This window comes from Mesorhizobium sp. SP-1A, from assembly GCF_032460275.1.
Taxonomy (GTDB): Bacteria; Pseudomonadota; Alphaproteobacteria; order Rhizobiales; family Rhizobiaceae; genus Mesorhizobium.
In genome coordinates this window covers 773,469-797,904 of the sequence record NZ_JAVXZD010000002.1, presented here as the reverse complement: position 1 = coordinate 797,904, position 24,436 = coordinate 773,469, and the positions used below count along the sequence as shown (strand labels likewise).

Here is a 24,436-nt window from a genome sequence, read left to right as displayed (position 1 = left end):
AGGCTACGAAATTCTCACGAAATTTCGCTTTCGCTTACCGCTTGTGATCAGGAATTCCTGACCGGAAGAAAATTGGATTTTCCAATCCGTGACAGGCTCACCATCGATCTTCACGGCATTCCCATCAACCAGTCGCCGTCCTTCGTTGTTGGTGTTGCAGAAACCCAGCTCGACCATGATCGAGATCAGGCCCCTGACCCCGTCTTGCGACTGCACGATTGTGACATCCTGCGGTCGTTCGCCGTTGAACAGTCGCAACGCGCGCTGGTTGCACTTTTTTGCCTCTTCCACTCCATGGACAAGCCCAGTGACCGCGTTGGCAAGTGCTACCTTGGCGTCGTTGACCTTACCTGCGGAAAGAGCCTCGACTTCCGCTGGAGTGAAGTCGGTCAGCATCAGCAAGAGTCTGCCCACGTCAGCATCGTCGACATTGCGCCAGAACTGCCAGAAGTCGAACGGCGATAACTTCTCGGCCGCGAGCCATACGGCTCCAGTGGCCGTCTTACCCATCTTCTGGCCGTTGGCTGTCGTGAGCAACGGTGTGGTCAGCCCTAGCAGCTCCTTGCCGTCGCTACGGCGTGCCAGCTCGATGCCGTTGACGATATTACCCCACTGATCCGATCCACCCATCTGCAGGACGCAACCATGTCGCCTGGCCAGCTCCATGAAGTCGGCAGACTGCAACATCATGTAGCTGAATTCCAGCATGGTCAGCCCATCGTCCAGACGGCGCTTAACGGATTCCATCGATAGCATGCGTGCCAGCGTGAAGTGCGCCCCTACGTCCCGCATGAACGAGATCAGGCCGACTTCGCCGAGCCAGTCCTTGTTATCGACGACGATCAGGTTGCCAGCATGTTCACCGAGCACGGCTTCGATATTGCGACGGATGCCTTCGATGTTGCTCGATACGGACTCCTCGGTCAGCACAGGTCTGCTTTCCGTACGGAAACTCGGATCTCCGATGAGTGTGGTTGCGCCTCCAAGGAGTGCGATGACACGATGCCCATGGCGCGCAAGGCGGCGCATGGTGATCAGCGAGAGCAGATGCCCAGCATGAAGGCTGTCGGCCGTCGCATCAAATCCGACGTATGCGGTAATCGGGCCAGCCACGAGCTTGTTGTCGAGACTGACGATGTCCGTGCACTGATTGACCATTCCGCGTGCCTGCATGTCCTGAAGGAACGGGGAGGCGAATGTAGGTGTGACGCTCGTTTCCGTAAGCATTGTTCTGAATCCCATGTTGGCTAATTGGTAGTTTGGAAGCCGCTAATTGGGAGTCAGACCGCAAAATCGATGTCCCGATTAGCGGTGACATCGATGCATGTGAGATCGACGGCTGTCCGCTAGGTGAGCGGGCCGTAATAATAAACAGAAGCGTGGGTCACGATCTTGCACATGAGACCACCATAAAAATCTCAGGTAATTTTGTCAAACGGAATTATTCGAGAATTCGTACACCGCGTTTCGATTTGCAACGTTCGGCCAGTTTGCGAAGACCATTTCTGACCTTTGATGGCGCATTAATTGAATTCATGACGACGGTCCCAGTCTTATCGGAGGAGGTAACACTCACGGTGCCTACGTTGATCAGGCGCTGAAAGACATTCACGGTATGGACGGCGTCAATCACCCTATAAAGCTCGACCTCATCTTCTGTGCGTACCATTACTCCATAGCGGATGATCAGGCGTTCGCTGGTCAGAATAAATTTCTTGGTCGATTCCTGGAGGAAGCTCCAAAGAACTATAAGAGCCACTAACCCGGCTGGCGTAAATGGCGCAATATCTTGAATCTCACGTGGAAGGGGCAAGACAGCAATGAAGGTGCTCATCGCACGCAAAATGAAAGGATGGAGTAAAGCAGCCGCAAAAATGATCTCGATAAGAATTCGAGGGGCGAGTACGATGGCGAGTTTGCTTGGACCAGCCTGCCAATAAATCTTTTCGTTTCCATGCAGCATTATTTCGTTCCGATTAAGCTGTTTTGAAAACTATTATCGTTGAATAATTGGCTTGGGGCTACATTTTCATTTCGATGGTTTCGTCTTCGATTCCCAATGCCTCTTTCCATTCTTCGACATAATCGAAAGCACTGCCTGCGTATGGAGCGCGCTCAACTTTCCAGCTGATCCAGATGTTAGCAGCTTCTATTGCGCGGTCTTCTGGCATTCCGTGATCGATAAGCCATTGTTTCGCATCGGCCTCAAACTGATCGACAATCGCATACTGGCCATTCGTTGCGTAATATCTGTCGCACCCGCCATTCCCATCATTCTGTGCATGAATGACCGTTTTCCCGTTATGCGTGATTTCTGCTGTGAAACACGTCGTTTCCCGACTGGAAAATTTTGAAGTCGCATATTTTTTGATCCCCCAGGCGTCCATAGGATGTTCTGGGAGGTTTGGAAGCGGCTCATTCGAAATTGAGAGAAGGGTTGCAGGCACCTTGAATAAGGATTTTGCGCCGTCTTGAACGACTTCACATGTGGTGGCTCCGCCTTTGCGAACTATCCCATAAATGACTATGCCCTTGTTTTTAAATTCCACGCGGTCGTTCTTCATAAAAGTGGGCATCGCAGTCTCCGAAAATTCATAAATCCCATTAAAACAGACGGCGAAAGAAAAAAGCAAACATACAAGGTTTACGTCTTCCATTTAGTGAATAAATTTGTTAGCAAAAGGTAGCCGACAGAAATGGATGGCAGAAATTAAGGAGCGCGAGATGCGAAATGAGAAAGTCGTCTTCCGTTAGGTAACCCCTAATGGAGGCATAAATGCACTATCACAATCCTCGGGCTTCGATTGTTGGTCCGATCACAGTTCACGTTTCTGGCTTTTTGTGTTTGGAAAAGCGAACATATCCGAACTTGCCTTCGGCTGTATGGAACGTGGGTACTCGCAATCTGAGTTTTTCGGCAGATGCCCCTTATGTCATCGATGATGGCGGTTACTTTGGGCCTCGCCGCAAAATCTGGTTCTACGATGGCTGTGGCGATCTGATTTCTCCAGCTGTTGTGAAGCTGGTAGCAGATGAAATCCGCGCAGAGCGAGGTTCCAGATTTCGCAGATGGGCTAAGGAACATGTTTCGGAGGATCACTTCCGCCGTCTCCCTGTTCCGAATATCAACAAGCCTAGGCTTCGTCGTTCATGGGATCGCCATATTCGCACGACGCAGGAGCGCCGTATGAATCTTGAGGTCAAGGATGACGATATCTGCAGCGATCTTGGCATTCGCATTCGCGGCCGCCGTGCCAAGCTGCCCAGCTACTACGACGACATTCCTCATGCTCGTCGTGGCGACAACTGGAAGAACTATCGGAAGACACGGTGGAAATAGTGGAGAGGCGGCGTTCCGGCGTCGCCTTTTACATACTCATTCCGTTCACCGGAGCATTCCAACCCTGTTCAGGTTCCCAGTCGCCGACTGCCATTCCGTCGCGAGCGGCCACAATTACCGGACTGATGAACTCTCTTACTTTCTCGACGACCTCAGAGAATTCCATGTCGGCTCCGTGCTTCGAGAGTTTAGTGAAGTCCTTCCATTGCTTCTGCATCATCGGCAACCTGGCGTATTTGTCGCTCAGACCGTCGAACTCCTCTGGGATCGGATCGCGGTGTTGTGCGAAGGTGTTGGCGACAGCTGCCGACAGGTCCGCGCCTTCGAAGCTAAAATGCGATGATAGCCGCCAGATATCGAAATAGTCCTTGATGCGTGTGTTTACGGAGCCATGGCGGTACATGGCGTGCATTTTCTCGGCGATGGTCGTCTCGGCCGGATAAACGGCGATCATTGGGGGATTGATGAGAGATGGAAGGACTGTCGGGATTTCCATCAATTTTGCGTGTGGTGTGATCGCGTTGCCGTAGCCAATGTCTATGAGCATCCGCACGCGGGTTTTTCCAATCATTGCCAGCATCATGATCTTGCCGCCTGGGACGATCCCGTCGCGGTCCCGCATGGTCTTTATGTTCTCGGTGTCGAAAACCAGCCCGTCCTCACCGCTATGGCTGTTGCAGATACCTTTGATGGTGTTGGCGAAGTCTTCGATATTTCGTCCTTCCTGCATACCGTTGAAGTCCAGATCGTCGGTTGGGCGGGCCATGTCGCCATCAAACAGCGCGCTCAGGAGAATGCCGCCCTTGAGGCAGAACTGGTCCCGTTCGGCGCTCTCGCTGATGAGGCTGATAAGGCGGTCATAGGCATACCTGCGTAGCATCGTCTCCATCGGCACTCCGGTGGATTTCGATGTGTTCTTGAGCTTCGCCAGCAGGCTTTCGGACGGGTTCTTCATGGGCATCTCCTCGACCCATGAGACCTGATAGGCCTGCAAGGCTCAAACGTCAGAAGACGCGATGAAATGAAAAGCCGCTGGAGTAAGTCTGTACGAAGCTGATGAACTTCTCTGTGGCGATGTCGCTCATTTCGAGCTGCATTGCCATCGATCCGAGTGCAGCGGTTTTTCCGTCATTGGCCTGCAGATAGGCACCGAGGCACTGGAAGGCATGTTCGTCGACAATGCGCTCGTGTTGGTCCTTGAGGCTTGGGTTGTGGCGTGAATACCGCCACATGTCGACGACCGTCCGCTCTGGATTGGTAAGCTTCATCGGAACGCCGCGAAGCTGGATGGTTTCTACACCCACTTCGACGTCGATTGATCGTGTCCAGTATAGCGTCTCGAACTCAAGATAGAAGTCAGCGCCCATTTGCGGTGGCCTTTTGTCAGACGGTGGAAGGCCTATCCAAAGCTCGTTGGGTTCGACTTGCGTGATGTCGTGGATACGTGCGGCCGAGTACAGGTTGAAGATCACGTTCGGAGCGCGCTTGGCGACGAGCAGGTGGTCATCGAGAATGTGCGGTTCGAAGTCTGGACGAATGTAGATGCCGCGAACAGGGGAGGTGAGCAGGCCCCGCTCTGTAAGACGTCGCACTGCCATCTTTGATATACCCATGGTTTCAAGCTCGCCTAGGTCGTAAAGGCGCTGGTCATCGAGATGGCCAACGATCTGTTCGAGTTTGGAAACTGATGCCATGGTGTTACTTTCTGCGGAGTATAATCGTTTTACACCTCAAAAAGTAACATTGCCATAGGCAAGCCACCAAGTGTAATGACATCCGGTGCTTAGTTGGTGAGTGCGAGGCCCTATAGATGATTGAAATTTTATCAGACCAAACTGAGGCCAACGAAGCTTATTTTGCTTGGGTCAATGCGCTTCAAGAATGCAGCACCAGAATTAAACGGTCTTGGTGGATTGAGAACACGGCAATAACATTTCACAATCACGGACATGGAGAGAACGGTGAAATCACGAACCAAGTGATGTTTGCTCTCAGGTCAGACACCGCTAACAACATTGTCAAAATATCGCTCCCAAAAACCGCGCAGGCGGACAAAGGGCCTCATACGATACTTGGACGAGATCGTGATGGTTCGTTGTTGCTCTTGCGGGATGGCCGCTTAAATTCAAACAACGTATCTGCAGCAATCATAGACAACTTTGAACAGCTGACCAAACTCTCTCCGGTTGAAGTCAAGGTCGATGGACAACGGTCCTTGTGGAGGAAATGGTTCAAGGTTGCGAATCTCTCTCTTACGCCTGATGAGATCGCTTCGCAGACCGTGGAATTCGTGACAGCCTGTGCCATAGCACGATATTCCAATGTCGCTCTCGCTGAGAACAAATTAGCTGGGTCGTTCTCGCTAGGCCTTGGTGAGAAGGGCAAAACGTATACGGCAAATTACGTGGTAGGCAGTCGGGAGGTCCTGGCGCTTCATGGTTTTGTATGGGAAGCGCTGAAAAAGAAACTGGGGAAACGCCTGGAGAAGATGGGATTAAACGGTTTCGAAGTCGATGGCCTCATCCAGGACGCCAATCTGCTCATCGAAATCAAGACAGGTATCACGCCATACGACCTCTACACAGCTGTCGGTCAGCTAGCGCTTTACCCTCATCTGATTGGCTTACCATCCGACATGATGCCGATCTTGCTCGTGCCAGACCTGGCCGAGGTGTCTGAGCCTATGAAGCAAGCACTGCAGCAACACGGCGTTGAACTCTTTACCTACTCGGTCGATTTCAAGGGCGCTAAGCCAAAGGTCACTTTTTCGACGGGCTTTTTGCAGCGTTGCCGAGTGGCTGTATCCGCTCGGTGATCCTACTCATCTCGGATGGGGCCGAATGCAGTAATTTCGGCATCAAACCTGAACTTTATTCCCTAAAATAATTAACGAACGTCCGACCGCATACTAACATCGAGTGTGTTAGCGTGCGGCTTGGTTGTTAGCATTATGGATTAATTGGGATTGCATCACTTCCCATTATTCGCCTTCTTTCATGGTTGTTTCGTTCTGCTCAATTTCAATTTCTCGGACCCACTCGCGCCATATCGCGACCAAAAGCGCCATAAGAACGGGGCCGAGGAAAAGCCCGAGGAAGCCCATGGTCTTCACGCCGCCGATCAGGCCGAAGAAAGTTGGCAGGAACGGCAACTTGATTGGTCCTCCGACGAGTTTCGGGCGCAGCGTCTTGTCGACGATGAAGAGTTCCACCGCGCCCCAGACAAATAGCGCCGTGCCAGCCATGGGAGCGCCGCTGCCGACGAGGTACATGGAGACCAACGTGAATGAGAGGGGAGCGCCGCCTGGTATGAGTGCCATAAAGGCCGTCAGGACGCCTAGAGTGATCGGTGAGGGTGCTCCAGCCAGCCAATAGGCGATACCAAGCACGATGCCTTCTCCGATGGCGATTACAGTCATTCCAGTGACCGTCGAGCTGATCGTGGCAGGTACGACGCCCGAGAAACGCTCCCATTTCCCCGGCAATACGAATTCTCCGACCTTGTTCACCTGTGTCGCAATGGATGCGCCGTTTCGATAGACGAAGAATAGGGTGATCAGCATGAACAGGAGCGAAAGCGCCAAGCTGAAAGCAGTGCCGCCAGCAGCTAGAACGGTCTTTGAGATATTGCCGATGTTCGACCCGAAGACTGCTCCTAGCTCATTGAAAGCGCCAGGTTGTCCAAGATGCTGTGTCCATAGCTCGCTCAAATTGGGGCCGATGGACGGGAGATTTGCTATCCAAGCGGGCGTTTCGGCACCGACCTTGTTCACCTTGACGAGCCACTTCACCCATATTCCGAATTCGGCAATTGCATAGCTGAGAGCCATTGATATCGGGCCGACGATGAAGGCCACAATGAAGGCTATTGCAATCGATGCGCCAAGCGTTCGACGACTGCCAATAAAAGTGAGAAATTTCTCGTAAAGTGGCCAGCTCGCAAAGCCTATTACCAGTGCGGCCAAGACAGGAACGATAAACCCGTAAAAAAAATAAATTCCGGCTGCTACAACGAGGACGAGCAACCAGCGCGCCATTGAAATTGGACTGATGATGTATTCCTGCAAACGAGAATTTGCTGCCACGATGTGCCCCATCGTTTGATTGATGGGTTAATTGTCGCTCAAATATTTTTCCATTAAAACTGTTTTGCGAAATCACTAGGAATTTGTTTGAGCAATCAATCGCTTTCCCAGCGCTGCGTCGGCAGGAAGATCGGAAGCGTCGCCAATAATTCGTCCGTGGCGATTTAGTTGTTGTTTGCGTTGAGAGTAGCGGATAATTCTCAGAAGAGAGCAGGGGGTAACATGATGGGCGACGTGCAGAATAATTCGGGATCAAAAACGGTTCCTATCTCTGGCAGAGATTTCGATCTCAAGGATCGTTTCGAGAAGGCTATCTATGACGCGCTGAACGAAGAAGGGCAGATCGTTTTCAGTCAGACGAGCGAGCTTGGCATGCCTCGTATGGATTTGATCGCCGTTGTTGCGACCTGCGACGGCCATGATCTTGTTCTCGGTACTGCTTGGCTGGCGTATCCGACTGACGAACGGTTGCAGGTTCGCATTCGCTCCAGACTGCCTGTTGAGGTCGCCTGTGCGCGCTATGTGCCAGCTCGGAACTCAGAAGGAGAACGGGTGATCGATGTCCTTGAAAGGCGCATGGGTGCTACCGATGAACACATCATCGATGCTTTTGGCGACGGCGTGAAGTACCTGTTCCGCGAGGCTAATATGAAGGATGCCAGCTACCTGCTGCGCGCAAAGGTCGATGGGGACGATGAGACGCGCCTGATCGCCGCTTATGCGAATTCGGAAGGCGAAGTCATTGTCGGTTTTGACGTGCCGATTTCAGAATTCCAAGATTGGGTGAACGCGACCTTTGGGCCATCATTCCGGCTGTGAAGGACGGCACTACCGCCGCCCTTGTCTTCGTCGAAGATTGGCTATCAGCCTATTGAGCGGCCGCTGCTGCCGCTGTCTCTTTGAAGTAATCGACGCCCTTGTGGTCGGGATTGATTTCTCCGAGGGCTTCCCTTGCCTTCTGCCCAGGGTACTCCGCATCGATGTAGACGGATGTGCCGTCCAGTGATTTGTTGACCAGGACAATCGTGTCGAGAACCTCCGTGAAGGTCGCTCGCTTGTCCTCAGGTCCAGCGATCATGAGCTGCAAGCCCATGTCCTTGAAGAAGGTCAGCAAGGCCTGGGTGTTCGGAACGTCCAACTTGTTAAAGGCTTCGTCAAACAGTGCGAGACCCATACCAGTAGGTCTGGCATGCCCGTTGTGACCGGGGAAGTAGGCGCTGGCGAGGGAGGCCGCGATGGCAACGTAGAATGGTGCTTGCGCCTCACCACCGGAGCCTTTGACCGCCCGCGTTGATAGTGTCGTTCGTCCGCCTGCCGCGTCGGTCATGATGATCTCGAAGACGAAATACTGACGGTAGTCAGCCAGCGTGTTTGCGTCCTCGGCTCCTTCGATCATGCCTTCGAGTTCAACGACCGCATTGGCGATCTCTTCGTCGTCAAGCGCAACGGGGTCATCATTTGTCTGGCCACCGATCTTCATCGCCAGATCGTGCATTAAGGCAAAGCGCTGATTGACCTCGGATTCGAATGAATAGGTCTGTCCGGTGAACCTGTGACGAGACAGGAAGCTGTTCAGGGTGTCCATACGCTGATGGACCTTGTTGAGCTTTTCGGCCAGACGAGTGAGCAGGTCTTCCTTGAGCATCCGCCGCATTTCATCGGCCGCCTGGGTACAGGCCTCGCGGTGCTTTCGCAGCTCGTTGTTCTGAAGGCGGGATTGCTCGCCCATGACCCACGCATATCCGATGGTCATGTTGTCGGGGTCGATCTTCGGAACTTCGGTCTCCCAATTGGCCGAATACTCCGCCATTTCGCGGATTGCGCCTGCCTGCTCCCTGCGAACCTCGGCTTCGGTATTCTCCGCGATGGCCTTGTGGTCGTTGCGCATTGAAGCCAGCCAGGACTTCGGGTCCTTCCGGTCTTCCTCGCCACGGCGGATGTCGGCACGGATGCGTTTCAGCGTGCCAATGGCGTTCGGCTCGTCGATTTCGGGATCGAATTCGGGGATACGCTGGATTTCTGGACTGTTGAGATTCGCCCATGACTTCTTGCGCTGCTTGATTGCAGTGCGGATTTGTTCCTGCGCATGATCGAGCTTCGCGCGAGCAGAGGCGACTTCGCCTTGAAGGCGCTCGACGTTCGGTTCGATCTCTTGGGAAATCTCGGCCTGATAGAGTTCGCGGTCGCGCTCCATCGCCTCGATGTCTTCGAGAAGTTCCTTGGCCTCGGCATTGCCAATCGACGACTTGCTCTGATGGAGCGCTGTCAGCCTCTGCTTGGCCGCATTGAGAGAGTGTTCGAGATCGAAAGGAGACTGACCGTTCTTGATGATGTCGATGGCAATCGGGATGATTCGCGATGCCTCGCGAAGCAATTTCGTCGTGGTTCGGAGTTCGTGCAGCCTCTCGCGGATAGGAGTCAGATCGTTACGTAACGCTTCGCTTGTTTTCTCGCGGGCATTGCGCCCGAGTACGAGTTCACGCAGGTTACGTTGGACGGACAGTCCCATTCCCGATGAAGTTTTGCCGTTGCGCATGACCCCTCTGTCCAGGTGTGTGAGGTCCGCTTCGGTTTCGGCTTTGCGGAAGGAGCCAATCCGGACAGCAAGGAACGCCGCCGCGTGCTCGTTCTCCGTAGTTACCGCTTCAAGGATGCTTCCAGGCGGCGTGTGGAGCGAGATCGAGTGGGTGGTCGTGGTTTTGACCAGCGTGCAGCCCGAATAGCCGTCCCTGTCTTGCCACATGACGTTGAACGCCTCGTCCAGACGCTCCGGCTCGACGATAATGGCCTCGCGTCCGCGACCGAGCAGGGATTCAATCGCGTATTGCCAACTCTCGTCGGACACATCAACGACATCGCAGAGGGGGATCGGGTCCATATGCTTGCGCGCGAGGGTGCCGAGCAACTTGGTTGCCTGCGGAGACAGGATCGCGTTGCCGCCACCGCTGCGGCTCAACATCTGTTCGAGACGTTCAGCCTGCTCCTGTATGGAGCGCAACTCGTCCATCAGGGAGTCGGCCTTCTCGTGCAGAAAGACTTCAAGGCCCTCGATACCAAGAACGATGTCGACAAGCTCTTGAATCTGGCCGCCCTTGGCCTTCATGGCTTCGGCGGGGTCAAAACCATCCAGCATCAGGCGAGTGGCTTCCTTGGCCGCCTCCAGCGCATGAGCTTGTGTCGGGGTCATGAGGTTCTTGATCGGTACCAGCTGCGCGATGGAAGTCAGGGCTTCGCGTAGCTTCTTGTAGCGTTCCTTGGCGTCATTGGCATCGCGCTCGGCCAGCTTGCTTTCGACTTCAATTTGCCGAAGTCTTGCGGCTTCGTCGCCTGCCTGGGCGAGCGAGCGCTTTGCACGAATATCGTCGTCGAGTTCCTTTACCCATTGCCTGCGGGTAGCGAGAGCGGAGCGCTCGGTGGAGAGTTCCTGTGACTTACGAGAGAGGATTTCCTTCAGGGCCAGCACATCGTGAGCAGTGCGGCGGGTTTCGGCGACTGCCGAGGTGAACCGAGCGGCCTCGCTGCGCATGCGGGCGCGACCCCAGTTGCGGAAGCGCTCTGACAGGCGGGTAATCCGGCGAAGACGCGCTTCGACATCTTCGATGATCCGTTCGAGTTCCTGCCATGTGTTGATCGAAGTGCGAACGCGCTCGACGTCCAGAGGGTCTGGCTCCAGGACAAAGTCCCTGACGAACGTGGTGGGGTCGAAAATTGGACGGAATGCGAGCGCGTTGGAAAACGACCGCAGGAAGTGGCGTACATTGGGAGTGTGACCAGCGCCACGCATGACTTTCAGCACGTCATTCGTGAACTTCTCTGCCGACGTGCGGTACTCTTCCATCTGAGGATGGTTCTTGCGCATGTTGGCCGCAATCTCGGTCCATGGAGCCAGTGTTTCGCGTGCGCCGATGCGACGCTTGGCGTTCTCGACTGAATAGGCGTGACCAGGAACGATGAAACGAGACAGCACGTCTTCCCGTGAATCGCCTTCGCGCGCCGACATTGCAATGCCTATTGTTACAGGTTCCTTGGTTTCCTCATCACGGAAAACGAGGGCGAGAACTGTCTCGCAGCTCGAACGTAAAGGCTTTCCGCCTTCTGCTGGATCTTTGGTGAGGCCGAGGCAGTATTCCAGAACCGAACGAGCAGAGCGGCCGCTGGCGCTAGGGTTCAAGTTCAGGCGATTCTGGTTCGCTCCGGTGATGATGGTCTGGATGGCGTCCTGAATGGACGACTTACCAGCACCAGTTGGGCCGACCAGAGCTGTTGCGCCATCGATTTCGATGTCTTTTGCATCGATCAGATACCAATTCTGCAGACAAATGCGGGTAAGAATATGCATAAGTCGGCTCCTTTAGAATTTGGAGATAGATGAAATGCGCTTCACGTGAAGCGAAAAGCGATCACTAGCCTTCGTTGAAGCTGCTTAGGTCGACATCTGGCATGTCATCAGATTGATCAACACTGATAACTAGTTCTGGCTTTGACTCTTCTACCTTCAATTGAGAAGGCTTTTGGTCTTTGATTTCTGGGTTTGCAAGCCAGAGCTTCAGGTCCTCAATGAAGCTGTCGGGCGCGACGACATTCACACCAGGCAGAATCATCAAAGGTGACACGCGCTCAACACGATCACGCTCACCGACGCGCACAACGCCATAACGCTGGAAAAACCGCAGGATATCGAGCAGGGGGCGTTCATCAGGTGGCGCTGCCTGAGTGACGCTCTTGATCCGGTCGATCAAATCACCCGTTGTCGTCTCTACAATGCCGCCTTCCTGAACGTCCTGATTATTCACGCCTTCTTCCCACATCAGGCGTAGCGCGAGCAGAACGACTGTCTGCTCCTTGCTGAGGCGCTGATATGCAGCGTCATAGCGCGCCTGTTCCTGTGGAACTGACAAGGAAACCATCTGGTCACGGGGCGAAACGATGAGGCGATAGCCCATGCAGGCAAAATATGCCTCGAAATAGGACGAATAGGCACGAATGAGTTCATACGTGCGGCCAAGACCAGGAGAGGAAGAGTAAATGCACTGGCGGGTGATCAGCGCTTGAGTGCAACGCACCATTTCTTCTCTGGAAGGGCGCTTGCCAGCAATCGAGCCAAGCTTCCACTCCCCGTCGACGATTTGTTCAAACTCTTCAATTACTGTCGACATGCAGAGCCTTTGCAGATTTTTTTGACTTGATCACGAAGTCCTGACACTCGATCCAGTCGTTATGTAGTCTTGTTTCAAGAAATTCGAGTTCATACTTCTTGGCAATGTGGCCGTCGAATATGGACCGTATTTCACGTAATCTCTGAAAACACACGAAATCATCAACTGTGTTGATTTTGATCTCTGAGCCTTTGATTGAGACTTGGTCGCCAATCGCCTTCTGAATGAATTCCGCTAGCCGCTGCGGCGTAACGCGTGTGCGCTTCGTGTAGTCAGCCTTGGCCGCAATGAACAGCTCAAGGGCAGGATCTTTCTTGTTCTCGCGAAGGCCTGAAATTTCGATGGGAGGCTTTTCGCGACGCGGCGTCGGAATGTGAGCTGGCCCGACAGGCAGATATGTGGGCAAAAAAGGTGCCTGAAGGAGCTTCTCCTCTGCACTTTGAGGCATTTTTGTGAGCGCTTTCATCGTCTCAATGATGCGCGCTTCCGCAGAACGTCCGACGCGGTCCATGTATCGGGCCGTCGTCATTATGCGTTTCTCGATGCTGGCGGCCGTGTTGTCGATTGCCGCCAGATGGCTCTCGGTTCCCTCGAAAATAGCAATAATATTGCTCAGGTCGGCCGAAACCGTGAGTTCTCCCTGCACAGTGTTCTGCGCTCGGCCTTCACGCCAATAGGCTTCGCCGAGCGCAAACAAGAGCAGGGGATCATTCAACATCTTCTGTGCTTGATGAATGATCGTGCCTCTGAACCGAAATGGATTATTTTTGGTGTGCAACGTCTTGAAGTCAGCAATCAAATGACGCTGCACGAAGTCTTCGAAAAAATGACGGAAAATATCGCGAAGGTTATCCTGACGGACAATACGCTCCTCAACTTTTCGCAGTGACACTGAAACCATGCGCATATGCGCCATGAAGTCGCGAGCACCACGCAACGCGTTGCGAATATTTTCAGAACGCTCGGCTGGATGGCTGGCAGCACTTTCCAAGGAGGTCAAAACTGCGATCACTGCACCGCCATAAGTGCGCGTATCACCTCTTTCGATTCCGGCAAGCACGTGGAGCAAGCCGCTTGCATCAGGATCGAGATCGACCAGACGGATGTACCGATCCTTGTGCTCGATCATCCAGCCAGTGTCGACTAATCGCTGATAAATAGTGCGCGCACGATCTTCGAGCGCGGTCGCCCGCTCCTCTTCCTGATCCACAGTTTCATGGTTGCTGTATTCCCAGCGAGTGAGAAAATCTCCAATTTCCTGAATGACTTGCGCCCTTCTCGGGGCCTCAGCGGCCAGCGAAAAAGTCTTCTCATGCAGGTTCAAAAGGAGATCGGCATAGAACCTTCGTGAAGGCGACGCCAGCGGCTTAAACAGATCGGACGGTAGGACGTCGAACAATGCCATTTATTTGATTTCTGTTCGCCTCAGACAATTTTACGATATCGTCACGGTGTTGGTGCCTGACCCGTGCACAGACTTCTCCTGATACATCACCTTACGCACTGGAGTTTTATATTCCAGATATTCTCCGTTCCGAAAATAAACTGTGCTGGTCGGTGGAAGCTTCTTCAACTTCTCGATCAGTTCTTTCACAGTCATCGGAGCACCTGATTCACACGACGAGCAAACTGCGGGAGCAGGCTCGCTTCATGATCAAACCCAAGCATGCAACCTTGGTCTCTTACGTCAAAGACGTTTGTGCGCCAAGTCGGAAATGGAATTTAGCCCCCGTTTTTTAAGGTGATTAGGCAATCTTGCATAAATGGAGTCGGCCTGAAAGGCAATAGCCTTCAGCCGGTGGTTCTCCGCCATAATATTCTAAGGTATGTGCCTTCGGGGGAGGGGAATGGGAAAATCGTGGCTTACAGTCAGTTTGATGGCAATACTTCAGCTTTGTTTGATCAATATGGCTGAAGCAAGGACTGCGTATATTTTCCGCTATCTCCATGGTGGTGCTGGAGTTCTGACGGAACAACCAATTCCGGTTTTCTCGATGCGAATAGATGGACGAGGTCCATTCACTGTTGGGCAAATCTGGACGGCGACAGCAATTGCAGAAGGCATTCCGGCTGGTCCTGTCCGATATATGATGTCAGCAGGTCCGAGCTGGTTGTCCATTAATGCAAATACGGGCGTCATTGTTGGAACTCCTCCCGCTGCTGGGCCTCACGGGGAGGCTGTCTTTGTCGCCTCCGATGGTGTGGTCACCAAGGAGATCAGCCTGATCGTTGTGGCCAGCGACCCCCTGCAGGTTCAAAAGATACCTGACATTCTCCAGTTCCCAGATGCGACTATCGACAAAAAGATCGAGGTGTCTGGAGGGGCTGGAAGCTATTCCTTCAAGTGGAACAAAGACCACGATACTCAGCCCCCCGCATGGCTTCATCTGAGTGAGGACAAGGGGGAACTAACGGGTCTTGCGGAGGAGGGCGTATGGGACCTCTCGATTGAGGTCTCTGATCGAGACGGTCGGAAGGAATACGTGGATCTCAAGGTAGACGTGATCAGGGGGACAAACTGGTTTACCTATCTCAGGGGAGGTAGTCTGCAAGCCCAACAGATGGCTCTTGGACCGAATGGAGAGGCATTCATTTCCGGCACCATTAACTCCAGTCCGACAAAGACATTTATCGCGAAGGTCGACGACGAAGGTATCGTCGAGTGGATCAGGACCATTGAAATGCCACTGAGCGCACAAGCATTCGGGCTTGTTGCAAAAAACGGTTCGATCTATTTGTCTGGCACTGTCATTGATGACGGCGGTTCAGGACGTCGCTTCCTGATCGCAAAATATTCCCAATTTGGAACTCGCGAATGGCTCAGGGCGATCACTTCCTCTGGAGACGGCCAGTCAATTGCCGTTGGTGATGACGGAAGTGTCGTCGTGGTCGGTTCTAACTACTCCATCGCCAAAATGTCGGCCAATGGCGTGGTTCTCTGGTCCAGGAATTTTGGTGGCATGGGTAATGACGCGAGAGCCGTTACCATAGACGGTTCGGGAGGGATTTATGTAGGCGGCATGACCTATAATGGGGGCAACGGCCAAGGCGACGTATTGCTAGCGAAGCTTGATGAGAACGGCCAGAAAATCTGGGCGCGCACTTTTGGCGGCCCGTTGATGGAATATATCAGCAGCCTGACAATTGGAAGTGACGGTGCGCTCTACGGGACAGGTTACACGAGCCACGCAGGCGACATGGACATTCTTGCGGTCAAATTCACAACAAGCGGCAATCCGCTTTGGTACAAGAGAATTGGCATGAATCCGGGGCAGGATATCGGGCACCATATCGTTTCGGTTGGTGACGGTAGCGTCTATATCGCAGGTGAAGCTACCGTGGGTCGATCTAGCGATCACGAAGCCGTTTTTGTTCAGTTGTCCCCTTCTGGACAAATAATGCGAGCACGTCGTTTTGGCAATGTGCTTACGGATCGGGCCTACGGAATAGCTGCGACGCCTCGCGGAACGGTTTATTTGAGTGGCGTGAGCACTGCTTTTTACGACGAAGGTGGCACCCCAATGGCACTGGTTGCAAGACTGTCCCCGCAATTGCCTAAAACAGATAATTTGCCCGCTAGCGTTCAGTATCGTGACGTTTTATTCGGGATTTACGATGTGAATTTCGGATATAGCGACAGGCCTGGTTGGAACACATCTGACCTGGGCTGGTCTGCGACATCTCTCGATAGGTACGGTTCTACTGATGGCGGGCTTACGTTCCAAAATTACTCATTCGAGTGATGGGGGAGCAGACTTTCGCAGCCCCTCTCACAAAGAAGGAACATGGTTTTGTCCATCTTCAGCCTGTTTGAGGCTGTCGATCTGTTGTTTGATCGCACGAACTGAATAAAGCGGAATGCGCAGCGTCTCGGTGTTGAAGTGCACATGCCCGTTTGCCACCAGCGCCTGCACGAATTCCTTCCTGATCCCGAGTTCCTTTGCGGTCTCTTCGATATCGAGAGAGGTCCGACGAAGGCCTTCCTTATATGGGTTCAGCCGCCAATGAAGGGCTTCAACCTCATCACGGATATTTGGCCCCTCTTCCATGACGTGTGAAAAATCACTGCCGGATCGCGCGATGCCAGCTAGACAATGTGCAATCCCGTTGAACCACGCATCATCGTTTTCGTAGTTTTCTTCCCCGCCGCCATGGCCGCGAATATGCTGGATTTCGACATCAACGCCGCGCTCTGCAGCCATTTCAAGGACTGGATCGATCATGTCCTTGTAGTCGTCCGACTTCATGAGCGTATTGCTCCCAAAATCGGCCAGCGGCAGGAAGTCGGTCTTCAGAATGACACGAGACCCCTTCTTGCCAAGCCGGATAGCCTGAAACAGACCGTGGAAGGCGGCCGATAGCTCGCCATCTTTGGAAGTCGTAACTTCGTCGACAGGCATTCCTTGCATGATGAGAAAGCCATTGGCTCGAATGACGAACCCCATGCCGGAGGAAATCCGGTCGTGCGACGCGTCGGTATAGACCTTGATAATATTCTCGATATTTGGGCGCTCTGTCATCAATGACTTGCCTCAAGGAGTTGAGGGCAGGTGACCCTGCCCAGGTTCCGGTTACAGCCTTGGTTTGGCTACATGCTCTGGGCGAAGACTGTCCGTTGGCTCATTCAGGCCGATTACGACCTTCGGAGTCTTTCCGTCGAACTCGATGGTGCCAGCAACGACGTGCTCAGCGCGATTGACCTTCGCAGTGCGCGCCACGAATGCGCCATCGTTCTCGAAATGGGTTGCCCAGACGAACTCAACAGCCTCGCCTTTCAGGGCAGCCCTAACAGCATTTTCCAAGCGCGGAGGCATTGAAGCCATCTTGAATTTTTCGTCGTTGATTTCGCCAGCGAAATCATTGAATCCCATTCTCAGGTCAACGCTAGCGACCGCATCACCATCAAGGTTCTTAAAGGCGCGAATGATGGAGACTTCACCGTCGTCAGGATCAATTCCCAAGGCGTATTTTTCGAGGTAAGTTCCCGTGGCAGATGTCGCCGACCACTTGCAATCTTCAGATGGAAGCCACTTATCAACCTCAGCGTCCAGTGCTGCCCTGCTTTGTTCGAGTTGGTTAGCGTTTGAAACCTGCTCAAGGAAGCCAGCAAGCTTGTCAGCACCGCTGCTGCGATAATTGTCAAATTTGGTCCTGTTTCCGTCGAACGTAACATTGAATTCGCCATTATCAACATCAACCAAAACGGTGTTGCCGTCATTCAGGTGGATGCTAAAGCCTTCTTTACCTTCGGCCGTGCGCATTGGTTGGAATGACGCGTCAGGCAGGACGGCCTTGGCACGCTTATATGCCTCGATGAAAAGCGGATGAGTGAGGAGTTTTTGAGACTTGACCGTGTCGGGTTCGAACTCGTGGCCATGCTCTTTAAGAGCCTTCTTGATATTTAAGATAAGGGTAGCTTCAGTATCGACGTCCTCAAGAGCATTTATAGTCTGGAATTCCCAGCCGTCTTCAAGTTCTGTTTTCTCGACGTGCCAAAAGCTGACTGAAGCTCCACTCAGTGAAGTGCTAGATCGCAGTTGAACAGACACCACGGATTTTTGGCCATGGTCATCGATAAATTCCATCGAGTGATCCACTGACCCATCTTCAGCTTTGGTGAACACAGCCTTGAGGCCAAGGGATTTCAAAAAATCCGAATGCGCTTTTTGAAACTTTTCTGCGATATGGCTCACGGTTTTCTCCTAGTTGATCATCTCCTACAATTTAAGCGAACAGATCGCAAATCAAAAATTCATATTATTTCCGTTTTTTCTTGGCGCAATTGGGTCATATCAGTCCCGCGTAGCCTTGAGGCTCGAATTGACCACTCGCAATTTTTCGCTGAAAATAAACCATCACAGGAGCAAAAATGACTGCGAACATTCGAACCATTGAAGCCGCCAATAAACGCGCTGAGGAACTTAATCGTGACGAGAGCGTAATTCCTGCCGGACTCTACTGTTACAGCCGTAAATCTGGTTGGAAATACTGTGCGGATGGAACTCCATATTTTGAAACCGAGATTTGTCCGTATTGGGCTTCAAACCCGGACAAGGATGAGCAAGAGAGTGGGTACTGCGCTTTCTTAATGGCTGGGGACTGGGAAGCGGAGGGCATTGGCCTGCTGTGGGATCAATGCAAAGAATGCGGCATTAACGAAAATATCGAAGCGGTTCTTGAAGCTGCTGATGACGAATTTAAAAGATATGCAGATGACGAAGCTCATTGAACCGATCCACCAGGAAGAAATATTCGATGGTCGGATTAGGTATTTTGCCTCTCCGGTCTATCTGCAGACGCACCAGCCCGATATGCCATGGCATGTTTTTGACGATTTACTGAAATTGCTTTCAATTGATCAAGAAGCATGTACGCATTTTTTGCGTAAGCTACGGGGTGACTGGCCTGAACCAATTACAGTCGCTACGTCTCAAGGTCTTTTGACGATTGCGCCGCACTTCATGGCTGACGGCATGCTTGATGCAATAGGCCGGAGCCGAAAATTCAGGCCAGAGAATTTCCTGAAAATCAGGGGTGCGTATCGACGTAATTTGACTGCGGCCGTGCATAAGATGCTGCCGCATTATGGTCCCATCGAACGAATGTATTTTGTTTTGAATTGTGTGAACGAATAGGAGAGATCATGAGAGTCAAGAGTATTCTTATTGCGTCGGTGGCAGCGATTTTGGCCTCACCCGTATCGGCTAATTCGAGTGATGTTCGTGACGAGATTTATCGGGTTCGGGATTTCAACAAGGCGCTTGAAGGCGAAGTTCATATCTCCTCGTTTGTCTTTAACGACATCACAGGTGACGGAAACTATGGTCTTGGTGATACGCCTGTAGTCGACGTCTATGTCTCGTTGAAATCAGAAGATGGTTCGGGCATGCTTGTGCCCACAAATATTGATGGCTTTGCCAATTTTACCGCATCATCCACTCAAGAAGCCCCGCAGATCAAGCTCCCTGGAACATACACGTTTGAGGTTATACCGCCTCCCGGCTGGAAGGTGACAACGGGCAATGCGCTGCAGACTATCGAGATCGAGGATAAGATCGGTTCTCCAGGCGGTCTGGTGGCGAAGACTGTGCCGACGCTTGTTGGCATTTCTCGGGAAGGTGCTGGATCGGCAGGCCCTCTATCGCCGCATCCGCTTGTCAGAGGAAGTGGGAAGCTCGCTTTATCGCCTGAAACAACGGCCACGACCAAGATTGGGTTTGACGACATCATCGGGTCCATCGGCATCAAGAAAATGCCCAATGGGTATCACGGCCTGAATTGGCAGAACTGGGTCGTCTCTCATCAGCGCTTCTACAAGGGGGAAGGCTATATCAACGGGACGACCTCTGGAGAGTTCATAGCCTACAACGGTTCAGGGCACCCAATGGCGGTATCTCGCGACAAGCCGTTCGATTTTGTCGGTGGGCACTTCACATCCGCATGGCGGGAGGCTGAAGGCGAGATTGTGCATGTGAAAGCCTGGCGCGGTGACGAACTGGCTTATCAAGACGACGTCAAGCTATCTCGTTTTGGCCCTGTGTTTTTCCAGGCCAACTATGACCAGGTTACGCGGATCGAGTTCAAAACGGATCACTATTGGCAAGTGGTGACCGATGATCTGCAGTTCAGGCTGGATTGACCTCTCAATCAGCGGCGCGGGGCAGCTGCCTTGTCGCGATTGCGCGTGACGTCTTCGATTTCACGCCATATTTGCCGAGCCACATGCTTCAGGTTTTGAAGATCTTCGAAGGTTTTGGGCAGGTCGCCGTCCCGCAGCCACTCTCTAACAGGTCTGCGATCTGGGCCGACGCGAATGCTGGATGCGCCAGCTTCGATCAACGGACCAGCGATTTCAGGTGAATGCGTCACGACCATGAAGCCGAGGGTCTTCTCGGGCAGGTTCTTGGCGAAATCAGCGAAGACTTCGCCGAGCGCCTTGCGATAGCCCGCACCGAGGCCGATGTCCGGTTCGTCCAGGATCAACCAGTGCAGCTCGTTGCGTTCGCGGGCATTCTTCAGGCCTGTGAGAGCAGTATGCACGGAATTGTTTCCCGTAGAGTCGTCTTGCTCGCTACCGAACATCATGCCTCGCACGATACCGGAGTCCGTCCGCATATCCATGCCGACGCGCATGGCGACAAAACGCTGCTTGTCTCTCTTGGCAATCGCCTGGAGCTTGCCCTGGATGGCTTTGCAAAGAATGCTCTTGCCGCCAGCGTTTTCGCCTGAGATCACCCAAACGTCTGGCAACTCGCCGTCTTCAAGGAGGATCGGGCAGGGGCTGTCCTCACCGAAGAGATCGGATTCTGCGGCAACTTCGAGAATGGCCTTCGGTGAGTAATCGTTCATCGCTTCCTTCCAAACAGATGATCCAGCTCTTCCTCGCTTGCCTCGCGCGGCTCGTCCTTCGGCTGTTTCTCAACGAATTCCGGATGCTTGCTTTCGTCGATCACGAACCCAAAAGGCTGCCATCCGTTCGAATATTCTTCACGCGGGACAACGAATACCTTGGTGTCAACGGTGATTAGTCGGCCGTCCTCATATCGAGAGCGTTCGCCGCCTCTGGAGGCAGTGACTGCCGTCAGCTTGTTTCCATCCTCGTCTTCGAAGCTTCCAGCAGAGATACCGACCCAGTCGTTGGCATGCGCCGCATGGAAAAGCTGCTCATCGCGTTTCCGAGACTGGCCAGGAAGAATCTTATTGCCCGTCACCTTTTCGTATTCGTCAGGATATCCATTGATGATTGCTGCGGTCGCAAGTCTGATTTCTCTTTTGGTGAAGAACTGCGGAAGAGAAACGACAACTTTGTTGTATTCCCCGTCTTCCTCATACCAACCGTCGTTGTTGCGATATGGTTCTGGAATGAGTTTGTTGAGTTTTGCGTAGACCTTCATCCCGCCATGGCCAGCAGTGGAATGTTTGTAGATGCCACCCTCGGCATAAACGGTTGCTCCTTGGGACTTGCCCCACGGTGTTGACGTCGAGCTGCTGATCTCTGTCCGGCCCAACGCTTTCTTTTCATCCATGTGGGCCGCAATATCTGCCATCTCAGCTTTGAATGCGTCCAAGTCTTTGACGTTGCCGAGATGAGAATAAAAATCTCGCTCAGACATTGTAGAAATATCGCGTTCCTTCCCGAAGCTGTCGGCCATGGCGATGAAGAATTCACCGCTTCTTCCTGGTTTCATGCAATATGTGGACTTGCCTACCCTTGCAGCTGTAATTCCATCTGCGGTCGTTCCGTAAGTGACTTCGGTCGTCATGAATATCTCCTGTCGCTTTCAATCATCCTATGGAACAGGCCTGCAAGAACCAAATTACCCTAGGCCACCTTCTTCGACAGGCGAGAGGCAGCGTAAGGACCGATATTGCCGTCCTTATAGTGCTTGCGGCAAACCGAGACATAGCGGTTTTCGGCACCTACTTCCACGACAGGGCCGGACTTCACGATGGTGCCATCTGGGTTATATCGCAGGATCATGTTTGCCTTGCTTCCGCAATGGCAGGTTTGCTTCTGCTCCGCCAGCTTGTCAGCCAGTGCCAGAATGGTAGCAACCGATTTGCTGAACAGCTCGCCCTGACTGTTGTTCTTGAGGCCGTAGGCCATGACAGGAATATTCAGGCGGTCGACGATTTCGGATGCCTGATAAATATGTTCTGCCGTCATGAACTGAATTTCGTCCATCAGAACAGCCTGCACAGGATTCTTGCGGTGCTCTCTCTTCACGATCTCGAAAATATCATCTTTTTCAGATAGCGCGGTAGCGTCTTCTGAGAGACCGAGGCGCGATGAAATCTTGCCGACACCAGCGCGATTATCGATGGAACTCGTGAAGAGCAAGGTGCGGCTGCCATTTACCGTATAATTATGGTTGGCCTGCAGGAGCGCGGTGCTCTTGCCCGCATTCATGACGGCATAAAAGAAGTGGAATTTCGCCATTGATGTTCGTCCCTGATTTTTCGATTCAATCTATTTTGTGGGAAACAGATATTTCTTCAATACGAATAATTTCGCGTCACCAAATTGACGTGAATATTTTGATTTTTCAGGCCTTCGTGTTCATATGAAGCACTAATTTGGAGTGTCGGTATGGGTTGGGCGAACGCGAGTTATAAGGATGCGGTCATTGAAGCAATCGGCTTGCCTGTAGCCAACGGCAAGGCGGCCGCACGTCTGATTAGTCCCGTTGCCGATCTGTCTGATGAATCGCGCACGGCACTTCGTCGATACTCTGTCAGTGAGTTTGCAGGCCAGGAAGACGGAAAGGCTTTGAACCGTGCTCTGCTGTCGGGTGATCAGTCTCATTCTGATTGGGTTCGGTCGCTGGATGATGCCTTCGTCTGGGCCTTCAAGAAGGACATCCTTCTATGGCGCGGCGGCGAGACGTCTCCGAATGGAGAGCCTAATCCGGCATATACCTCTACGAGCCTGGTCGAGAGGCAGGCCCGTCAGTTTAGAAGTCGTGGAAGCGGGGCAATTGCCGCCATCGTGCTTCCGGCAGGCTCTCGGATCGCGCTTCCCAGCTATGTTTGGGGCGAAGGAGACGATGAACGCACATTGGGCGTCGTTCGTAGGGAGGTTGAGATCCTGCTGCCGCGTGGAACCCAATTCGGGCACATTGCGACCGTTGACCCCTTTGAGGGGCAAGGAAATTCCAGCGTCCGTGTTCGGGTCATGAGGGCGACCGTTCCCAACTTCGACATGGCTAAGGAGCAGGAGCTATCTGAGGCTCCAACGCCTGTCTGAACAGGGCTTCCAGTTTTTCCACCAGCTCGTCGCCTCTATAGGCCTTGTCGAGATCGGTTTCACGTATTGGACGATAGCTGACACATTGGAACGGCATGCCGGATAGTTCCGTGGCATTGAAGCGCTGGATGAAGGCATCGGGAGGCAGTGGACCGTCGAAATCCCACAGTTGGTCGTCTTTCAGGACGACGGCGTGATCAGCCCTGTCATCTGGTCTCACGAGCACGACAATGTCGCCACCGATGACCTTTCGTAATGCCTGTGCTGTGACAACACATCCGCCGTCGAAAGGTCCGCATTCAGCAGTCGTTACGATCTGCTCGTAGAACTCTTCGTGGATGGCTTCGATGCGTTCTTCCCATTCAGCGCCGTCCATGTCGACTATCGCATCCCTGGGGCTTCAGTGGGTTCTTCCAGTTCATGACCCCACATGTTGATGACGTTGTGAATGGTATCCAGCTGGTCCCACTGCTCACCTGTCAGGTTGTCGAGAGGGGCGTGAATGTCATTGACGATGGCGCATGTGGCAGCCCAAATCGCTCTGTGATGGTGCTCAGGAATAGCGACTGCGTAGCCATCTGGGATTTCGCCATTCTGTACCCTGTCGAGATCATTGAAAATTTTCATTGCGACCGTGTATTCGTCGTCTGACAGATCGAAGTCGATATCGATGGTTGAATGGCTGGTCGCCGCAAGGATCGCTTTGCGGTCGATGTCGGTCAATTGCTCTATCCACTGCATGGCGTGCCCCTTGTCCTGTCTCATGGATTATTGGCATCTGCCTTGCAAGCGACGAGGCTTCGTTGGTGATTTGCGTGCCGATCCATCTACAATGGCTGTCCAACGTAAGGAGACAAATATGGCCAAAAAAGTAGCTGTGCTGGTCGTTGAATTTGAAGACGACGAAAATGACATTGAAGACACCTCCGGCCTTGCAACGTGGGTTGAGGCAGCAATGGGGCGTAGCCGTAATGTAGATGTTACTGCTTACTCCACCCCTGAGGATTTGGCGGCCGACGTCAAAGAGGGTTTTAGCATTTATTCAAACCTGAATGACGCCCAACCTGTTGCGTCCGTTCAGGACACACCTGCTCCAAAAATGTAAGGTT

At 52.8% G+C, this 24,436-nt stretch carries 25 protein-coding genes; 9 read left to right on the top strand and 16 right to left on the bottom strand.

What is annotated here, in order from left to right; all coding sequences use genetic code 11:
• Window positions 1-3: 3 nt before the first annotated feature.
• The 3 genes from tyrS to QU595_RS12880 form a co-directional block, all read right to left on the bottom strand.
• Window positions 4-1,227, bottom strand: a complete 1,224-nt coding sequence (gene tyrS / locus QU595_RS12890; protein WP_315922542.1) for a tyrosine--tRNA ligase — start codon at window positions 1,225-1,227, stop codon at window positions 4-6.
• Window positions 1,228-1,441: 214 nt separating this feature from the next.
• Window positions 1,442-1,963 carry a PH domain-containing protein gene (locus QU595_RS12885; protein WP_315922540.1) on the bottom strand — a complete coding sequence of 174 codons (522 nt, stop codon included), beginning with the start codon at window positions 1,961-1,963 and terminating at the stop codon, window positions 1,442-1,444.
• 58 nt (window positions 1,964-2,021) lie between these two features.
• Window positions 2,022-2,576, bottom strand: coding sequence for a hypothetical protein (locus QU595_RS12880; RefSeq protein ID WP_315922538.1), 555 nt, complete (start codon window positions 2,574-2,576; stop codon window positions 2,022-2,024).
• 200 nt (window positions 2,577-2,776) lie between these two features.
• Between QU595_RS12880 and QU595_RS12875 the strand changes: the two genes are divergently transcribed.
• Complete coding sequence (locus tag QU595_RS12875) at window positions 2,777-3,340, top strand: hypothetical protein (RefSeq protein WP_315922536.1); 564 nt, start codon at window positions 2,777-2,779, stop codon at window positions 3,338-3,340.
• Between the two features lie 28 nt (window positions 3,341-3,368).
• Here the strand turns inward: QU595_RS12875 and QU595_RS12870 are convergent, their stop codons facing one another.
• Window positions 3,369-4,295, bottom strand: coding sequence for a nucleotidyl transferase AbiEii/AbiGii toxin family protein (locus tag QU595_RS12870; RefSeq protein ID WP_315922534.1), 927 nt, complete (start codon window positions 4,293-4,295; stop codon window positions 3,369-3,371).
• A 49-nt stretch (window positions 4,296-4,344) separates the two neighbouring features.
• Window positions 4,345-5,034 (bottom strand): hypothetical protein, encoded by a 690-nt coding sequence (locus QU595_RS12865; RefSeq protein ID WP_315922532.1) that lies wholly within the window; start codon window positions 5,032-5,034, stop codon window positions 4,345-4,347.
• A 116-nt stretch (window positions 5,035-5,150) separates the two neighbouring features.
• Here QU595_RS12865 and QU595_RS12860 point away from each other — a divergent pair, with 116 nt between their 5' ends.
• A complete protein-coding gene (locus QU595_RS12860) occupies window positions 5,151-6,155 on the top strand; it encodes a hypothetical protein (RefSeq protein WP_315922530.1) in 1,005 nt (334 codons plus the stop codon).
• A gap of 165 nt (window positions 6,156-6,320) precedes the next feature.
• Here the strand turns inward: QU595_RS12860 and QU595_RS12855 are convergent, their stop codons facing one another.
• On the bottom strand, window positions 6,321-7,376 hold the full coding sequence (locus tag QU595_RS12855) for an AI-2E family transporter (RefSeq protein ID WP_410000507.1): 1,056 nt from the start codon (window positions 7,374-7,376) through the stop codon (window positions 6,321-6,323).
• A 270-nt stretch (window positions 7,377-7,646) separates the two neighbouring features.
• Here QU595_RS12855 and QU595_RS12850 point away from each other — a divergent pair, with 270 nt between their 5' ends.
• Window positions 7,647-8,243: a hypothetical protein gene (locus QU595_RS12850; protein ID WP_315922526.1), complete on the top strand. Its 597-nt coding sequence runs from the start codon at window positions 7,647-7,649 to the stop codon at window positions 8,241-8,243.
• A 49-nt stretch (window positions 8,244-8,292) separates the two neighbouring features.
• Here QU595_RS12850 and QU595_RS12845 read toward each other — a convergent pair whose 3' ends face one another.
• From QU595_RS12845 to QU595_RS12835, 3 genes are all read right to left on the bottom strand, one after another.
• Window positions 8,293-11,763: an SbcC/MukB-like Walker B domain-containing protein gene (locus QU595_RS12845; RefSeq protein WP_315922524.1), complete on the bottom strand. Its 3,471-nt coding sequence runs from the start codon at window positions 11,761-11,763 to the stop codon at window positions 8,293-8,295.
• A 64-nt stretch (window positions 11,764-11,827) separates the two neighbouring features.
• Window positions 11,828-12,580 (bottom strand): DUF4194 domain-containing protein, encoded by a 753-nt coding sequence (locus QU595_RS12840; RefSeq protein WP_315922522.1) that lies wholly within the window; start codon window positions 12,578-12,580, stop codon window positions 11,828-11,830.
• A complete protein-coding gene (locus tag QU595_RS12835) occupies window positions 12,564-13,985 on the bottom strand; it encodes a Wadjet anti-phage system protein JetA family protein (protein WP_315922520.1) in 1,422 nt (473 codons plus the stop codon). Before QU595_RS12835 ends, QU595_RS12840 begins: the two co-directional genes overlap by 17 nt.
• A gap of 442 nt (window positions 13,986-14,427) precedes the next feature.
• Between QU595_RS12835 and QU595_RS12830 the strand changes: the two genes are divergently transcribed.
• Window positions 14,428-16,323, top strand: coding sequence for a hypothetical protein (locus QU595_RS12830; protein WP_315922519.1), 1,896 nt, complete (start codon window positions 14,428-14,430; stop codon window positions 16,321-16,323).
• A 27-nt stretch (window positions 16,324-16,350) separates the two neighbouring features.
• Here QU595_RS12830 and QU595_RS12825 read toward each other — a convergent pair whose 3' ends face one another.
• The gene (locus tag QU595_RS12825) at window positions 16,351-17,100 is read right to left on the bottom strand and encodes an RNase H family protein (RefSeq protein WP_315922517.1); all 750 of its coding nucleotides are present in this window, start codon (window positions 17,098-17,100) and stop codon (window positions 16,351-16,353) included.
• Window positions 17,101-17,151: 51 nt separating this feature from the next.
• Window positions 17,152-18,273 (bottom strand): hypothetical protein, encoded by a 1,122-nt coding sequence (locus QU595_RS12820; protein WP_315922515.1) that lies wholly within the window; start codon window positions 18,271-18,273, stop codon window positions 17,152-17,154.
• A 176-nt stretch (window positions 18,274-18,449) separates the two neighbouring features.
• On the opposite strand from QU595_RS12820, the gene QU595_RS12815 reads away from it, so the two are divergent.
• From QU595_RS12815 to QU595_RS12805, 3 genes are read left to right on the top strand one after another with little or no spacing between them, the layout of a single operon-like run.
• Entirely contained in the window at window positions 18,450-18,809 is a 360-nt protein-coding gene (locus QU595_RS12815) for a hypothetical protein (RefSeq protein ID WP_315922513.1), read from the top strand.
• Window positions 18,793-19,215, top strand: coding sequence for a hypothetical protein (locus tag QU595_RS12810; RefSeq protein ID WP_315922511.1), 423 nt, complete (start codon window positions 18,793-18,795; stop codon window positions 19,213-19,215). The genes QU595_RS12815 and QU595_RS12810 overlap by 17 nt, the downstream gene beginning before the upstream one ends.
• 8 nt (window positions 19,216-19,223) lie before the next feature.
• On the top strand, window positions 19,224-20,219 hold the full coding sequence (locus QU595_RS12805; RefSeq protein ID WP_315922509.1) for a hypothetical protein: 996 nt from the start codon (window positions 19,224-19,226) through the stop codon (window positions 20,217-20,219).
• Between the two features lie 8 nt (window positions 20,220-20,227).
• On the opposite strand, the gene QU595_RS12800 is transcribed toward QU595_RS12805, so the two are convergent.
• The 3 genes from QU595_RS12800 to QU595_RS12790 are packed head-to-tail and all read right to left on the bottom strand — an operon-like array spanning window position 20,228 to window position 22,520.
• On the bottom strand, window positions 20,228-20,929 hold the full coding sequence (locus QU595_RS12800; RefSeq protein WP_315922507.1) for a hypothetical protein: 702 nt from the start codon (window positions 20,927-20,929) through the stop codon (window positions 20,228-20,230).
• Window positions 20,926-21,843, bottom strand: a complete 918-nt coding sequence (locus QU595_RS12795) for a DUF7007 domain-containing protein (RefSeq protein ID WP_315922505.1) — start codon at window positions 21,841-21,843, stop codon at window positions 20,926-20,928. Before QU595_RS12795 ends, QU595_RS12800 begins: the two co-directional genes overlap by 4 nt.
• Before the next feature lie 59 nt (window positions 21,844-21,902).
• Entirely contained in the window at window positions 21,903-22,520 is a 618-nt protein-coding gene (locus QU595_RS12790; RefSeq protein ID WP_315922503.1) for a thymidine kinase, read from the bottom strand.
• Between the two features lie 150 nt (window positions 22,521-22,670).
• Here QU595_RS12790 and QU595_RS12785 point away from each other — a divergent pair, with 150 nt between their 5' ends.
• Window positions 22,671-23,327, top strand: coding sequence for a hypothetical protein (locus QU595_RS12785; protein WP_315922501.1), 657 nt, complete (start codon window positions 22,671-22,673; stop codon window positions 23,325-23,327).
• Here the strand turns inward: QU595_RS12785 and QU595_RS12780 are convergent.
• Both QU595_RS12780 and QU595_RS12775 read right to left on the bottom strand, forming a co-directional pair.
• Window positions 23,287-23,703 (bottom strand): hypothetical protein, encoded by a 417-nt coding sequence (locus QU595_RS12780; RefSeq protein ID WP_315922499.1) that lies wholly within the window; start codon window positions 23,701-23,703, stop codon window positions 23,287-23,289. The two genes, QU595_RS12785 and QU595_RS12780, sit on opposite strands and share 41 nt — an antisense overlap.
• A gap of 5 nt (window positions 23,704-23,708) precedes the next feature.
• Window positions 23,709-24,050, bottom strand: a complete 342-nt coding sequence (locus QU595_RS12775; RefSeq protein WP_315922497.1) for a hypothetical protein — start codon at window positions 24,048-24,050, stop codon at window positions 23,709-23,711.
• 136 nt (window positions 24,051-24,186) lie between these two features.
• Here QU595_RS12775 and QU595_RS12770 point away from each other — a divergent pair, with 136 nt between their 5' ends.
• The gene (locus QU595_RS12770; protein WP_315922495.1) at window positions 24,187-24,432 is read left to right on the top strand and encodes a hypothetical protein; all 246 of its coding nucleotides are present in this window, start codon (window positions 24,187-24,189) and stop codon (window positions 24,430-24,432) included.
• Window positions 24,433-24,436 lie beyond the last annotated feature (4 nt).

Bases quoted from the DNA above. Each gene is read 5' to 3' on its own strand.
- QU595_RS12770 (WP_315922495.1), top strand. From the start codon at position 24,187: ATGGCCAAAAAAGTAGCTGTGCTGGTCGTTGAATTTGAAGACGACGAA.
- QU595_RS12875 (WP_315922536.1), top strand. From the start codon at position 2,777: ATGCACTATCACAATCCTCGGGCTTCGATTGTTGGTCCGATCACAGTT.
- QU595_RS12800 (WP_315922507.1), bottom strand. From the start codon at position 20,929: ATGAACGATTACTCACCGAAGGCCATTCTCGAAGTTGCCGCAGAATCC.
- tyrS (WP_315922542.1), bottom strand. From the start codon at position 1,227: ATGCTTACGGAAACGAGCGTCACACCTACATTCGCCTCCCCGTTCCTT.
- QU595_RS12845 (WP_315922524.1), bottom strand. From the start codon at position 11,763: ATGCATATTCTTACCCGCATTTGTCTGCAGAATTGGTATCTGATCGAT.
- QU595_RS12795 (WP_315922505.1), bottom strand. From the start codon at position 21,843: ATGACGACCGAAGTCACTTACGGAACGACCGCAGATGGAATTACAGCT.
- QU595_RS12825 (WP_315922517.1), bottom strand. From the start codon at position 17,100: ATGACAGAGCGCCCAAATATCGAGAATATTATCAAGGTCTATACCGAC.
- QU595_RS12870 (WP_315922534.1), bottom strand. From the start codon at position 4,295: ATGAAGAACCCGTCCGAAAGCCTGCTGGCGAAGCTCAAGAACACATCG.
- QU595_RS12790 (WP_315922503.1), bottom strand. From the start codon at position 22,520: ATGGCGAAATTCCACTTCTTTTATGCCGTCATGAATGCGGGCAAGAGC.
- QU595_RS12785 (WP_315922501.1), top strand. From the start codon at position 22,671: ATGGGTTGGGCGAACGCGAGTTATAAGGATGCGGTCATTGAAGCAATC.
- QU595_RS12885 (WP_315922540.1), bottom strand. From the start codon at position 1,963: ATGCTGCATGGAAACGAAAAGATTTATTGGCAGGCTGGTCCAAGCAAA.
- QU595_RS12815 (WP_315922513.1), top strand. From the start codon at position 18,450: ATGACTGCGAACATTCGAACCATTGAAGCCGCCAATAAACGCGCTGAG.
- QU595_RS12830 (WP_315922519.1), top strand. From the start codon at position 14,428: ATGGGAAAATCGTGGCTTACAGTCAGTTTGATGGCAATACTTCAGCTT.
- QU595_RS12880 (WP_315922538.1), bottom strand. From the start codon at position 2,576: ATGCCCACTTTTATGAAGAACGACCGCGTGGAATTTAAAAACAAGGGC.
- QU595_RS12780 (WP_315922499.1), bottom strand. From the start codon at position 23,703: ATGGACGGCGCTGAATGGGAAGAACGCATCGAAGCCATCCACGAAGAG.
- QU595_RS12855 (WP_410000507.1), bottom strand. From the start codon at position 7,376: ATGGCGCGCTGGTTGCTCGTCCTCGTTGTAGCAGCCGGAATTTATTTT.
- QU595_RS12850 (WP_315922526.1), top strand. From the start codon at position 7,647: ATGATGGGCGACGTGCAGAATAATTCGGGATCAAAAACGGTTCCTATC.
- QU595_RS12805 (WP_315922509.1), top strand. From the start codon at position 19,224: ATGAGAGTCAAGAGTATTCTTATTGCGTCGGTGGCAGCGATTTTGGCC.
- QU595_RS12865 (WP_315922532.1), bottom strand. From the start codon at position 5,034: ATGGCATCAGTTTCCAAACTCGAACAGATCGTTGGCCATCTCGATGAC.
- QU595_RS12860 (WP_315922530.1), top strand. From the start codon at position 5,151: ATGATTGAAATTTTATCAGACCAAACTGAGGCCAACGAAGCTTATTTT.
- QU595_RS12835 (WP_315922520.1), bottom strand. From the start codon at position 13,985: ATGGCATTGTTCGACGTCCTACCGTCCGATCTGTTTAAGCCGCTGGCG.
- QU595_RS12810 (WP_315922511.1), top strand. From the start codon at position 18,793: ATGACGAAGCTCATTGAACCGATCCACCAGGAAGAAATATTCGATGGT.
- QU595_RS12840 (WP_315922522.1), bottom strand. From the start codon at position 12,580: ATGTCGACAGTAATTGAAGAGTTTGAACAAATCGTCGACGGGGAGTGG.